The 13361-nt window shown below is 69.9% G+C and carries 10 protein-coding genes and 1 riboswitch; of the genes, 9 read left to right on the top strand and 1 reads right to left on the bottom strand.

Annotation, left to right across the window (positions count from 1 at the left end; all coding sequences use genetic code 11):
* Positions 1 to 115 precede the first annotated feature (115 nt).
* Entirely contained in the window at positions 116 to 838 is a 723-nt protein-coding gene (locus ACWCRB_RS45310) for a class II aldolase/adducin family protein (protein WP_451001652.1), read from the bottom strand.
* Positions 839 to 1034: 196 nt separating this feature from the next.
* Between ACWCRB_RS45310 and ACWCRB_RS45305 the strand changes: the two genes are divergently transcribed.
* The 9 genes from ACWCRB_RS45305 to ACWCRB_RS45265 all read left to right on the top strand — a co-directional run.
* Positions 1035 to 1808, top strand: coding sequence for a lysozyme (locus ACWCRB_RS45305; protein ID WP_451001651.1), 774 nt, complete (start codon positions 1035 to 1037; stop codon positions 1806 to 1808).
* Between the two features lie 108 nt (positions 1809 to 1916).
* On the top strand, positions 1917 to 3161 hold the full coding sequence (locus ACWCRB_RS45300) for an anion permease (RefSeq protein WP_451001650.1): 1245 nt from the start codon (positions 1917 to 1919) through the stop codon (positions 3159 to 3161).
* Positions 3162 to 3204: 43 nt separating this feature from the next.
* Complete coding sequence (locus ACWCRB_RS45295; protein WP_451001649.1) at positions 3205 to 3426, top strand: hypothetical protein; 222 nt, start codon at positions 3205 to 3207, stop codon at positions 3424 to 3426.
* 90 nt (positions 3427 to 3516) lie between these two features.
* Positions 3517 to 3656, top strand: a riboswitch (cobalamin riboswitch).
* A 101-nt stretch (positions 3657 to 3757) separates the two neighbouring features.
* Positions 3758 to 4705, top strand: coding sequence for a cobalamin biosynthesis protein (locus ACWCRB_RS45290; protein ID WP_451001648.1), 948 nt, complete (start codon positions 3758 to 3760; stop codon positions 4703 to 4705).
* On the top strand, positions 4702 to 6225 hold the full coding sequence (locus ACWCRB_RS45285) for a cobyric acid synthase (RefSeq protein ID WP_451001647.1): 1524 nt from the start codon (positions 4702 to 4704) through the stop codon (positions 6223 to 6225). Before ACWCRB_RS45290 ends, ACWCRB_RS45285 begins: the two co-directional genes overlap by 4 nt.
* On the top strand, positions 6222 to 9878 hold the full coding sequence (gene cobN / locus ACWCRB_RS45280; RefSeq protein ID WP_451001646.1) for a cobaltochelatase subunit CobN: 3657 nt from the start codon (positions 6222 to 6224) through the stop codon (positions 9876 to 9878). The genes ACWCRB_RS45285 and cobN overlap by 4 nt, the downstream gene beginning before the upstream one ends.
* Positions 9875 to 11890 carry a putative cobaltochelatase gene (locus tag ACWCRB_RS45275; protein ID WP_451001645.1) on the top strand — a complete coding sequence of 672 codons (2016 nt, stop codon included), beginning with the start codon at positions 9875 to 9877 and terminating at the stop codon, positions 11888 to 11890. Before cobN ends, ACWCRB_RS45275 begins: the two co-directional genes overlap by 4 nt.
* Entirely contained in the window at positions 11890 to 12489 is a 600-nt protein-coding gene (gene cobO / locus ACWCRB_RS45270) for a cob(I)yrinic acid a,c-diamide adenosyltransferase (protein ID WP_451001644.1), read from the top strand. Before ACWCRB_RS45275 ends, cobO begins: the two co-directional genes overlap by 1 nt.
* A 10-nt stretch (positions 12490 to 12499) precedes the next feature.
* On the top strand, positions 12500 to 13361 hold an 862-nt coding region (locus ACWCRB_RS45265), incomplete at its 3' end, for a cobyrinate a,c-diamide synthase (RefSeq protein WP_451001643.1).

The raw sequence follows: 13361 nt of genomic DNA, 5'->3' as shown, positions 1-13361 counted from the left end.
CCGCCCCTACCCGTCCCATCCCGTTCCTGGGGGCTGCGCCCCCAGACCCCCCTTCGCGCTGAACGCGCTCGTCCTCAAACGCCGGACGGGCTGGATGGTGCCGGAGACGCAGGCCCTACCGCTGCTGTCCATAGCCCTTGAGGCGCTGCCCCGCCTGGTTCACCTGGGTCTCCGTCAGGAGGGTCGGGGAGAGGCCGGGCAGGGCGGACGCCGTCAGCCAGACTCGGCACATCCACTCCAGCTGGGCGGTGCGGTCGTACGCCTGGTCGAGGGTGGTGCCGTACGTGATCGTGCCGTGGTTCTGGAGGAGGCAGGCGGTGCGGTCGGTCAGGGCCTGGAGCGTGTTCTCGGCCAACTCTTCGGTGCCGTAGGTCGCATACGGGGCGACTCGGACGGGGCCGCCGAGATCGGCCGCCATGTAGTGGATCAGCGGCACCTCTCGGACGAGCGTCGAGACGGCCGTCGCGTGGACGGCGTGGGTGTGGACGACGGCGCGGGCGCCGGTGGCGCGGTAGACGGCGAGATGCATGGGCAGTTCGCTCGTCGGGGTGAGGGTGCCGAGGACCTGGCGACCGGTCAGGTCGACGCCGACGATGTCGGCGGGGGCGAGCCGTTCGTACGGAACGCCGGACGGGGTGACCAGGACGGTGTCACCGACCCGTACGGAGACATTGCCGGAGGTGCCGACGACCAGTCCGTCGGCCACCGTGCGGCGGGCTGTCGCGACGAGCGCGGCCCAGGCGCGCGCCGTCTCGTCGGGCACGGCACGCCCCTCCGCCGTACCCGCCTCCTGTGCACTGCCCCGCACGTCACGCCCGTCCCGTCGCTGATCGGCCATGCCGTGATCCTGCCAGGCACGGTCCCGGGCCGCCGCCGGGCGAGGGCACTCTAGGCCCGAACTCCGTTGATCGTAAGGGCGCATATGCGCACGCATCGGCGCGTGGGCGCGCTTTGGCCGGAGAGCGATGGCGATTTGTCGATCTTCCAGTAGCCTCTGGGAGATTTTTCCGTACGCAGCCATTCCGGGGGGACACATGGCCCGCGATCCCAAGCCGTTCCAGCCTGTCCGTCGCACACCATTACGCCGCCGCTCGCGCGCACTCGCGGCCACCGCGGCGGCGCTCGCCATCGGGGGGACCGTCCTGACGGAGGTTCCGGTCTCGGCGGCCGCGAAGCCCAAGGGGCACGACGTCTCGTCGCACCAGAAGAACGTCAACTGGCAGTCCGCGAAGGCGAAGGGCGCCACCTTCGTGTACGTCAAGGCGACCGAGTCCCACACGTACCGCAATCCGTACTTCAGCCAGCAGTACAACGGCTCACGGACCGCAGGCCTGATCCGCGGCGCCTACCACTTCGCCCTGCCGGACAAGTCGTCCGGCATCACCCAGGCCCGGCACTTCATCCGCAACGGCGGGGCCTGGCGCGCGGACGGCTGGACACTGCCGCCCGCGCTCGACATCGAGTACAACCCGTACGGCAAGAAGAAGTGCTACGGCCTGAGCAAGGCGAAGATGGCGAGCTGGATCACGGCCTTCAGCAACGAGGTCAACCGGCTCACCGGCCGCCGTCCGGTGATCTACACGACCGCCCACTGGTGGAACAACTGCACGAACAGCAGCCCTGTCTTCACCTCGAAGCACGCCCTGTGGCTGGCCCGCTACAACGCGGCCGACGCCGGGGCGCTGCCGTCCGGCGGCTGGAAGCTCTGGACGTTCTGGCAGTACGACAACAGCGGCACACTGCCGGGTGACCAGAATCTCTTCAACGGGACGCCGGCTCAGCTCAAGCGGTTCGCGAAGGGGGCGTGAGAAGACACCACGCCTCAAGCCACTCCCCATACCCCTTCAGTTCATCTTCCGTTTACCCAGGTTGCTTACGGTCCACCAGCCACTGTCGTCCCAAAGAAATCTGGGTAAATGGAAAGCTTCTCGCTGATCCTCGCGATCGTGGTCGTCACCGCGCTCGCGTTCGATTTCACGAACGGTTTCCACGACACCGCCAACGCGATGGCCACCACCATCTCGACCGGCGCGCTCAGACCCAAGGTCGCGGTGGCCATGTCGGCCGTCCTCAACCTCGTGGGCGCCTTCCTCTCGGTGGAGGTCGCCAACACGATTTCCAAGGGCCTGGTCGACGAGAGCGGTATCCGTCCCGAGGTGATCTTCGCCGCGCTGGTCGGCGCGATCCTCTGGAACCTGCTGACCTGGCTGGTGGGCCTGCCCTCCAGTTCCTCGCACGCCCTGATGGGCGGCCTGATCGGCGCGACCATCGCCTCGGCGGGCGCGGGCGCGGTCCACGGCGACGTCCTGGTGACGAAGGTGCTGATCCCGGCGATCGCCGCCCCCATCGTGGCGGGCATCGCGGCCATGCTGGCAACCAGGCTGTCGTACCGGCTCAGCGCGAGCCACGCCGAGGGCAAGGCGGCGGAGAAGGGCTTCCGGGTCGGCCAGATCGCCTCCGCGGGCCTGGTGTCGCTGGCCCACGGCACGAACGACGCGCAGAAGACGATGGGCATCATCACCCTCGCCCTGGTCGCCGGCGGCGCCGTCGCCCCCGACTCCGACCCGCCGGTGTGGGTCATCCTCTCCGCGGGCCTGGCCATCGCGCTCGGCACGTACCTCGGCGGCTGGCGCATCATCCGCACGATGGGCAAGGGCCTGACCGACCTCCAGCCCCAGCAGGGCTTCGCCGCCCAGACCAGCGCGGCGACGGTCATCCTGGCCTCCTCCCACCTCGGCTTCTCCCTCTCCACCACCCACTCGGTGTCGGGCTCGGTGATGGGCGCGGGCCTCGGCCGCAAGGGCGGCGTGGTCCGCTGGTCGACGGCGACCCGCATGTTCGTGGCATGGGGACTGACGCTGCCCGCAGCGGCACTGGTCGGTGCGGTGGCGGAGTGGGTGACCGGGTTCGGGGACTGGGGTACGGCGCTGGTGGCCGTCTTCCTGATCGCTTCGAGCGCGGCGATCTGGGTCGTGTCGCGCCGCGAGGTGATCGACCACACGAACGTCAACGATGCCGAGAGCGAGGAGCCCGCGGGCGTCGTGACCACAGCGATCGCCGCCGTGACCCCTCCCCCGGCGGGCACCATGACCGACGACCTCACGGCCACCATCCCCAGCCCGGCCGAGGCCACGGCGAAGCCGTCGGCAACGGCCCTCTGAGCCCAGCCCCGGTCCGAGCAAGAAGGAAGCAGAAGGAAGCAACATGAAGATCGACTGGGCCGCCCTCGGTTCCGTCTTCGGCGTCAGCCTCGTCATCACCGTGGCCATGGTGGGTGTGTTCACCCTGGGCATCGTCGGGCTCTCGATGCGCGAACGGGCGGCGACACAGGGGGAGTCGGCCGGGCTCGCCGTTACGGGGGCCTACGCATGTTTTGCCGCCTGCGCGTCAGTTGTGGCATACGGGATCTATCTGATCGTGGCCTGAGGGCCGAAAAGCGTGTTCCCGCGCCGCCGTTCCGTTGGCGGTGTGGGGCTCAGCACAGTCCTCCTTTCCAGGTCAACGGCAAGTTGACGGGTGTTCCGGGCCCGTGGTGGACTGCCGGAGCCATGTACGGCGGCAGAAGAGGAAGCCGGTGTGAATCCGGCGCGGTCCCGCCACTGTCACCGGGGTAGGTAACCCCGGGAGCCAGGAACTCTCGCCGTCGGTCTCGTCGAACCAGGGCGTGGACACCCTGAGTGAGGACATATCGCCATGCTCGCCTGCCGTTCGAGGTACAGCACGAGGTCGCTTCCCGACCCCACGGCCGGCTGAGCCGATGCGTGCCGATCGCGTCTTCGCGTACGGCGCCGCCCTCGGACTCCTCGGTGATCTGGTTCTCGGTGATCCGCGCCGAGGGCATCCGGTCGCCGCGTTCGGGCGGGCCGCCGGTGCCGTCGAGCGGGTGTTGTGGCGGGACCATCGGGGGTGGGGGGCGCTGCACACCGCTGTGTGTGTGGGCGGTGCCGTCTCGCTTGCCGCGGTGGCCCGTTCCGTCGTACGTCCGTCCCGTACCGCTTCCGTCGCACTCACCGCCGCCGCCACCTGGGCCGTGGTCGGGGGGACTTCACTCGGCCGGGAGGCTCGGGCCGTCGGGCGGTCACTCGAGGCCGGGGATGTCGACGGGGCCCGGGAGCGGCTGCCCCATCTCTGCGGGCGTGATCCGCAGGCCCTCGACTCCGACGGGATCGCCCGGGCCGTCGTCGAGTCCGTTGCCGAGAACACCTCCGACGCCGTTGTGGGGGCCCTCGTGTGGGGGGCTGTGGGTGGTGTTCCGGGGCTGGTCGGGTTCCGGGCCGTCAACACCCTTGACGCCATGGTGGGGCACAAGTCCGTTCGGTATCGGCGGTACGGGTGGGCCTCCGCCCGGCTCGACGATCTCGCCGGGTGGCCGGGGGCTCGGCTGACCGCCGTACTCGCCGCTGTCGCCGGTGGTGATCCGCGCGGGGCCGTCCGGGCCTGGCGTGCCGATGCCCGCCGCCATCCCAGCCCCAACGCCGGGCCCGTCGAGGCCTCCTTCGCGGGGGCGTTGGGGGTTCGGCTCGGCGGGACGCTGTCCTACGCGGGGCGGGTCGAGCATCGGCCCGTGCTCAACGGGGAGTACGGGCGTGCCGTCGGTGTCCAGGACGTCGAACGGGCCGTACGGCTGTCCCGGCGGGTCACCTGGCTTGCCCTTGGGGTCAGTGTCGCCGTCGCACGGCTCGTAGCGAAGGGGCGTACGTCATGAGTGGCGGAACCGTCGGTGGTGGGCTGCTTGTCGCCGGGACCACCTCCGATGCCGGGAAGAGTGTCGTCACCGCCGGGATCTGTCGGTGGCTCGTGCGGCAGGGGGTGAAAGTCGCGCCCTTCAAGGCTCAGAACATGTCCCTCAACTCCTTTGTCACGCGTGAAGGTGCCGAGATCGGGCGGGCTCAGGCCATGCAGGCGCAGGCCTGCCGCATCGAGCCCACCGCGCTCATGAATCCCGTGCTGCTGAAGCCCGGGAGCGACCAGAGCAGTCAGGTCGTGCTCATGGGGAAGCCCGTGGGTGAGATGAGTGCGCGTGGCTATCACGGAGGGCGGCAGCAGCAGCTTCTCGGGACCGTGCTGGAGTGCCTTGCCGAACTGCGGGGCACGTATGACGCGGTGATCTGTGAGGGGGCCGGGAGTCCGGCTGAGATCAATCTGCGGCGGACCGACATCGTGAATATGGGGATCGCTCGGAATGCCGGGCTCCCTGTGCTTGTCGTCGGCGACATCGACCGTGGCGGTGTCTTCGCCTCCTTCTTCGGGACGGTCGCCCTGCTGTCCCCCGAGGATCAGGCGCTCGTCGCCGGGTTCCTCGTCAACAAGTTCCGCGGGGATGTCTCCCTGCTCGAACCCGGGCTCGACATGCTGCTCGGGCTCACCGGGCGGCCGACGTACGGCGTCCTGCCCTTCCGGCACGGGCTCGGGATCGATGAAGAGGACGGGCTGCGGGTCTCCCTGCGGGGGACCGTGCGGGAGTCCAACGTCTCCCCGCCCGTCGGGGAGGACGTGCTGCGGGTCGCCGTCTGTGCGATCCCGCTGATGTCCAACTTCACGGACGTGGACGCCCTCGCCGCCGAACCGGGCGTCGTCGTACGGTTCGTGGACCGGCCGGAGGAACTCGCCGACGCCGATCTCGTCGTCGTTCCGGGGACTCGGGGGACCGTGCGGGCGCTGGAGTGGCTGCGGCAGCGCGGGCTCGCGGACGCTCTCGTGCGCCGCGCTGCCGAGGGACGGCCAGTACTCGGCATCTGCGGTGGCTTCCAGATCCTCGGCGAGCGGATCGAGGACGACGTCGAGAGTCGCCAGGGCCTTGTCGACGCCCTCGGGGTTCTTCCCGTGCGGGTGCGGTTCGCCCGCGAGAAGACCCTCACCCGGCCCGTCGGCACCGCCCTCGGTGAGGACGTCGAGGGGTACGAGATCCATCACGGCGTTGCCGAAATCGCAGGAGGGGAAGCCTTCTTGGACGGGTGTCGGGTCGGGGCCGTCTGGGGTACGCACTGGCACGGGTCGCTCGAATCCGACGGGTTCCGGCGGGCTTTCCTGCGCGAGGTCGCCGCCGCCGCGGGCCGGCGCTTCGTACCGGCCCCCGACACCTCCTTCGCCGGGCTGCGCGAGGAACAGCTCGACCTGCTCGGCGATCTCATCGAACAGCACGCGGACACGGACGCGCTCTGGCGGCTCATCGAGTCGGGCGCGCCACAAGGACTGCCTTTCATTCCACCGGGAGCGCCCGCATGAGCACAGTGTTGTTGTTGTCGACCGCCGACACGGACCTGCTGGCGGCCCGGGCCGCCACCGGTGCCTCGTACCGGATCGGCAATCCGACCCGGGTGGACGTCGCCGAGGAGCTGCCCGCGCTCGTCGAGGGCGCGGACATCGCCGTCGTACGGCTGTTGGGCGGGAAGCGGGCGTGGGAGGACGGGCTCGCTTATCTGAAGACGTCCGGTGTGCCCACCGTGCTGCTCGGCGGTGAGGCCGTGCCCGACGCCGAGTTGATGGCCGAGTCGTCGGTGCCCGCGGGTGTCGTGGCGGAGGCCCTGCGCTATCTCGTCGAGGGCGGGCCCGACAACCTGGTGGAAATGGCACGGTTCCTGTCCGACACCGTGCTGCTGACCGGCGAGGGGTTCGTCGAGCCGCAGAAGATGCCCGAGTACGGGGTGCACGGCTCGTACGCGTGCGAGAGCGGCCGTCCTACCGTCGGTGTGCTCTTCTACCGGGCCCACGAGTTGAGCGGCAACACCGGGTTCGTCGACACCCTGTGCGAGGCGATCGAGGCGCGGGGCGTCAACGCCCTTCCCGTGTACTGCGGTTCACTGCGCGGGGCCGACGCGGGACTGTACGAACTGCTCGCCGGGGCCGACGCCCTCATCGCCACCGTCCTCGCCGCCGGCGGTACGCACGCCTCCGAGGCCTCGGCCGGCGGTGACGAGGAGGCCTGGGACATCGGGGCGCTCGCCGACCTCGACGTGCCTGTGCTGCAAGGGCTTTGCCTTACGTCGTCCAGGGCGACGTGGGACGCCTCCGACGCCGCCCTCTCCCCCATGGACGCGGCGATGCAGGTCGCGATCCCCGAGTTCGACGGGCGGCTGATCACCGTGCCGTTCTCCTTCAAGGAGGACGGGCCCGACGGCGTCCCGGTGTACGTCGCCGACCCCGAGCGGGCCGCCCGCGTCGCCGGAATCGCCGTACGGCACGCCCAGTTGAGGCATAAGCCGAACGCCGACAAGAAGCTCGCCCTCGTCTTCACCGCCTACCCGACCAAGCACTCACGCGTCGGCAACGCGGTGGGCCTGGACACGCCCGCCTCCGCGGTACGGGTGCTGGACTCGCTCCGGGATGCCGGGTACGTCGTCGAGGGACATCCGGACAACGGCGACGAGTTGATCCACCGGCTCATCAACGCCGGTGGCCACGACGTCGAATGGCTCACCGAGGAGCAGCTGGCCGCCGCACCCGCGCGCGTGCCGCTTGCCGACTACCGGGCATGGTTCGACAAGCTGGACGGCGAGTTGCGGGACGGGATGCTGGAGGCGTGGGGCGAGCCGCCGGGCTCCCTGTACGTCGACGGGGACGACATCGTCCTGGCCTCCCTCCAGTTCGGGAACGTCGTCGTCCTGATCCAGCCGCCGCGCGGCTTCGGCGAGAACCCGATCGCGATCTACCACGACCCCGACATGCCGCCCTCCCACCACTACATGGCGACCTACCGGTGGCTGGAGAACAGCTTTGGCGCGGACGCCGTCGTCCACATGGGCAAGCACGGGACGATGGAGTGGCTGCCGGGCAAGGGACTCGGTCTGAGCCGCGGGTGCGGGCCGGACGCCGTGCTCGGTGAACTCCCCCTCGTCTACCCCTTCATCGTCAACGACCCCGGCGAGGGCACCCAGGCCAAGCGGCGCGGGCACGCCACCGTCGTCGACCACCTCGTACCGCCGATGGCCCGCGCGGACACGTACGGCGACCTGGCGAAGCTGGAGCAGCTCCTCGACGAGTACGCGCTCGTCTCCGACCTGGACCCGACGAAGGCGCCGGCGGTGCGGGCGCAGATCTGGACGCTGGTCAAGGCGGCCGAGCTGCACCACGACCTGCACGTCGACGACCAGCCGGACGACGAGGCGTTCGACGAGTTCGTCATGCACATCGACGGCTATCTGTGCGAGATCAAGGACGTGCAGATCCGGGACGGTCTGCACATCCTGGGTGGTGGGCCGGTCGACGAGGCGCGGGTGAACCTCGTATTGGCCGTGCTGCGTGCCTCGCAGGTGTGGGGTGGGACGGCAAACGCGCTGCCGGGTCTGCGGGCCTGCCTCGCCGAGTACTTCGGGCTGGTGGAGAAGGAACTGCTGGCCGAGCCGGGGGCTCCGGTGAAGCTGCCGGTCGAGCTGACGGATCTGGTGGACGGGCCCGCGCGTTCGGCCGCCGACGCGATCGATCTGCTGGAGCAGCTGTGCCGGCGGCTCGCGGAGGGCATGGAGGATCGGGCGTGGGAGGTCGCGACGGTTCCCGGTCTGGTGCGGGACGTACTGGGCCTCGAACTCCCGGACGCCGTCGCGGTGTTGGAGTTCGCGTGCCGTGAGGTGGTGCCCCGGCTGGCCCGTACGACGGACGAGATCACCCACATTCTCAAGGCACTTGACGGGGGTTACGTCCCGGCGGGGCCTTCGGGTTCGCCGACGCGCGGGCTCGTCAATGTCCTCCCGACCGGCCGCAACTTCTACTCCGTCGACCCCAAGGCCATTCCGTCCAGGCTGAGTTGGGAGGTCGGCCAGGCGCTCGCCGACTCGCTCGTGCAGCGGTATCTGACCGACAACGGCGAGTACCCGAAGTCCGTCGGCCTGACGGTCTGGGGTACGTCGGCCATGCGGACCCAGGGCGACGACATCGCCGAGATCCTGGCGCTGCTCGGCTGCCGTCCGGTGTGGGACGACGCGTCGAGGCGGGTGACCGGGTTCGAGGTGGTGCCGGTCGAGGAGTTGGGGCGGCCTCGGATCGATGTCACGGTGCGTATCTCCGGGTTCTTCCGGGACGCGTTCCCGCATGTGGTGGGGCTCATCGACGACGCGGTGCGGGCGGTTTCCGAGCTGGAGGAGCCGACCGAGTCCAACTACGTGCGGGCGCATGTGGATGCGGATACGGCGGAGCATGGGGATCGGCGGCGGGCCACGGCTCGGATCTTCGGGTCGAAACCGGGGGCCTATGGGGCTGGGCTGCTGCCGTTGATCGATGCGCGGAACTGGCGGTCCGATGCTGATCTGGCCGAGGTGTACGCCGTCTGGGGCGGTTACGCCTATGGGCGCGGGCTGGATGGGCGAGCGGCCCGGGGGGACATGGAGACGGCGTTCAAGCGGATCGCGGTGGCGGCGAAGAACGTCGACACGCGTGAGCATGACCTTGTCGACGCCGACGACTACTTCCAGTACCACGGCGGCATGGTCGCCATGGTGCGGCATCTGACGGGGGCCAGCCCGGAGGCGTACGTCGGTGACTCGGCGACTCCCGACCAGGTGAAGACCAGGACATTGGGCGAGGAGACCCACAGGGTTTTCCGGGCGCGGGTGGTCAACCCACGCTGGATGGCGGCGATGCGGCGGCATGGGTATAAGGGCGCTTTCGAGATGGCCGCGACTGTGGACTATCTCTTCGGGTACGACGCCACGGCCGGGGTTGTGGACGACTGGATGTACGAGAAGCTGAGCGCCGAGTACGTCTTCGACCCGGAGAACCGGGACTTCATGAAGCAGTCCAACCCGTGGGCCTTGCGCGGGATCACGGAACGGCTGATCGAGGCCGCCGACCGTGGGTTGTGGGCCGAGCCGGACGCCGAGACGATCGAGCGGCTGCGCGCGACCTACCTGGAGCTCGAAGGCGACCTGGAGGGCGACGACAAGTGAGTACCCCGTTTCCGTTCACGGCCGTTGTCGGCCAGGACGACCTGCGGCTCGCGCTGCTGCTGAATGCCGTCTCGCCGGCGGTGGGTGGCGTGCTCGTGCGCGGTGAGAAAGGCACCGCCAAGTCCACTGCCGTGCGGGCCCTTTCGGTGCTGTTGCCCGCGGTTGATGTCGTCTCCGGGTGCCGGTTCTCTTGCGATCCTGGCGGGCCCGATCCGGCCTGTCCTGATGGGCCGCACGAAGCCGGGGCCTATGAATCCCGGGCCGCCCGTATGGTCGAGCTGCCTGTCGGTGCCTCCGAGGATCGGCTTGTCGGGGCTCTTGATATCGAGCGGGCGCTCGCTGAGGGCGTGAAGGCCTTCGAGCCTGGCTTGTTGGCCGATGCGCATCGCGGGATTCTGTACGTCGACGAGGTCAATCTGCTTCATGACCACCTCGTCGACCTGCTGTTGGACGCCGCCGCCATGGGCGCCTCCTACGTCGAGCGTGAAGGTGTCTCCGTACGGCATGCGGCGAAGTTCCTGCTGGTCGGGACCATGAACCCGGAGGAGGGTGAGCTGCGGCCGCAGCTCCTCGACCGGTTCGGGCTGACCGTCGAGGTCGCGGCCTCGCGGGAGCCCGATCAGCGGGTCGAGGTCGTGCGGCGACGGCTCGCGTACGACGACGATCCTGCCGGGTTCGCCGCTCGGTGGGCCGATGAGGAGTCCGCCGTACGAGCCCGGATCGTCGCCGCGCGGGAGCTGTTGCCGTCCGTGCGGCTGGGCGACGGGGCGTTGCGGCAGATCGCCGCGACCTGTGCTGCCTTCGAGGTCGACGGGATGCGTGCCGACATCGTGATGGCGCGGACCGCCGTTGCGCTGGCCTCCTGGGCCGGGCGTACCGACGTGCTTGCCGAGGATGTTCGGCAGGCTGCGTTGCTTGCTCTGCCTCATCGGCGGCGGCGGAATCCCTTTGACGCGCCCGGACTTGACGAGAACAAGCTCGACGAGACATTGGAGGAGTTCGGCGGACAGGGGTCGGGGGAGGACGAGGATCCTGATCCCGATCCTGGGTCGGACGGGCCCGGTGGTGGCGGTGGTGGCGGTCAGGCTCCGGAGTCCGACGGTCCGCAGGGGGACGACTCCGGCGCGCGGCCCGAGGCCGGGGACGGTGGGGAGCCGCAGCCCTCGGGGGGCGGGGCCGGTGAGCAGCAGCCTGTGCGGGCCGGTGAGCCCTTTCGTACCAAGGTGTTGAGCGTGCCCGGTGTGGGTGAGGGTGCTGCCGGGCGGCGGTCTCGGGCGCGTACCGAGCGGGGGCGTACGACGGGGTCCCGGCGGCCTCAAGGGGCGCTCACCAAGCTGCACTTGGCGGCCACCGTGCAGGCCGCCGCTCCGCATCAGCGGGCGCGGGGGCGAGTTGGGCGTGGGCTGGTCGTGCGGCGGGACGATCTGCGGCAGGCGACTCGGGAGGGGCGCGAGGGGAATCTCGTGCTTTTCGTTGTGGATGCCTCGGGGTCGATGGCTGCCCGGCAGCGGATGAGTGCGGTGAAGGGGGCTGTGCTGTCGCTGCTCCTCGACGCCTATCAGCGGCGGGACAAGGTCGGCCTCGTGACCTTTCGGGGGTCGGCTGCCGATGTCGCCCTGCCGCCGACCTCCTCCGTGGACGCCGCCGCCGTACGGCTGGAGTCGTTGCCGACCGGTGGGCGTACTCCGCTCGCGGCCGGGCTGTTGAAGGCGCATGACGTGCTCCGGGTGGAGCGGATGCGGGACCCGGCCCGGCGGGCGCTGGTGGTGGTCGTGACCGACGGGCGGGCCACGGGTGGGCCGGAGCCGGTCGCGCTGGCCGGGCGGGCGGCTCGGCTGTTCGCCGCCGAGGGGGTTGCCTCCGTGGTCGTCGACTGTGAGTCGGGGGTGGTTCGGCTGGGGCTCGCCGGGCAGCTCGCCGGTGAACTGGGCGGTACCGCGGTGACATTGGACGAGCTGCGGGCCGACAGCATCGCCGGGTTGGTCAAGGACGTACAGAGGAGGGCCGCGTAATGCCTCAGGGGCAGCCGAGTGTCGTGCCGGACGATGGGCTGACGACCAGGCAGCGGCGTAATCGACCGCTTGTCGTCGTGCATACGGGCATCGGGAAGGGCAAGTCCACCGCCGCTTTCGGGCTCGCGCTGCGCGCCTGGAATCAGGGGTGGCCCATCGGGGTGTTCCAGTTCGTCAAGTCGGCGAAGTGGAAGGTCGGTGAGGAGAACGCGCTTCGGGTGCTGGGGGCCAGCGGGGAGGGCGGGTCCGTCGACTGGCACAAGATGGGCGAGGGGTGGTCCTGGGTTCAGCGGGATGAGCAGCTCGACAACGAGGAGAAGGCTCGGGAGGGCTGGGAGCAGGTCAAGCGGGATCTCGCCGCCGAGACGTATCGGTTGTACGTGCTGGACGAGTTCGCCTATCCCATGCACTGGGGGTGGGTCGATGTCGACGAGGTCGTCTCGGTGCTGCGGGATCGGCCGGGGAACCAGCACGTGGTGATCACCGGGCGGAACGCGCCGGAGAAGCTGGTGGAGTTCGCGGATCTTGTGACGGACATGTCCAAGGTCAAGCATCCGATGGACGCCGGGCAGAAGGGGCAGCGGGGGATCGAGTGGTGACATCGCCGTGCTGACTTCATCGTCATCCTCATCGGTCTTGGCCTCCGTGCCTCGGCTGGTCATCGCCGCGCCCTCCTCCGGCAGCGGCAAGACCACCGTCGCCACGGGGCTGATGGCCGCGTTCACCGCGCGCGGGCTTGCCGTGTCTCCGCACAAGGTGGGGCCGGACTACATCGATCCCGGGTATCACTCGCTCGCCACCGGGCGGGTGGGGCGGAACCTCGACGCGTATCTGTGCGGGCCGGAGCTTGTCGGGCCGTTGTTCCTGCACGGGGCGCGGGGGTGTGACCTCGCGGTCGTCGAGGGTGTCATGGGGATGTACGACGGGGCGGCGGGGGAAGGTGAGCTGGCGTCCACCGCGCATGTGGCGAAGCTGTTGCGGGCCCCGGTGGTGCTGGTCGTCGACGCTTCGTCGCAGTCTCGGTCCGTTGCCGCGCTGGTGCATGGGTTCGCGTCGTGGGATCCGGAGGTTCGGGTCGGGGGTGTGATCCTCAACAAGGTCGCGTCCGATCGGCATGAGGCGTTGCTGCGGGAGGCGTTGGAGTCGGCCGGGGTGCCGGTGCTCGGGGTGTTGCGGCGGGTGGCTCAGGTGGATACGCCTTCCCGGCATCTGGGGTTGGTGCCGGTTGGTGAGCGGCGGGGGGCGGCTGTGGAGGCTGTGGCCGCGATGGCGGCGCAGGTCGAGGCCGGGTGTGATCTTGAGGCGTTGATGGGGCTGGCGCGGAGTGCGGGTGCACTGTCTTGTGCGGCTTGGGATGCGGCTGAGGTCTTGGTTTCCTCGCCCCCGCCGCCCCTACCCGTCCCATCCCTGGGGGCTGCCGCCCCCAGACCCCCGCTTCGGCCTGAACGGCCTCGTCCTCAAACGCCGGACG

Source organism: Streptomyces sp. NPDC002156, assembly GCF_053593675.1.
This window is presented reverse-complemented; position numbering and strand designations above follow the sequence as displayed.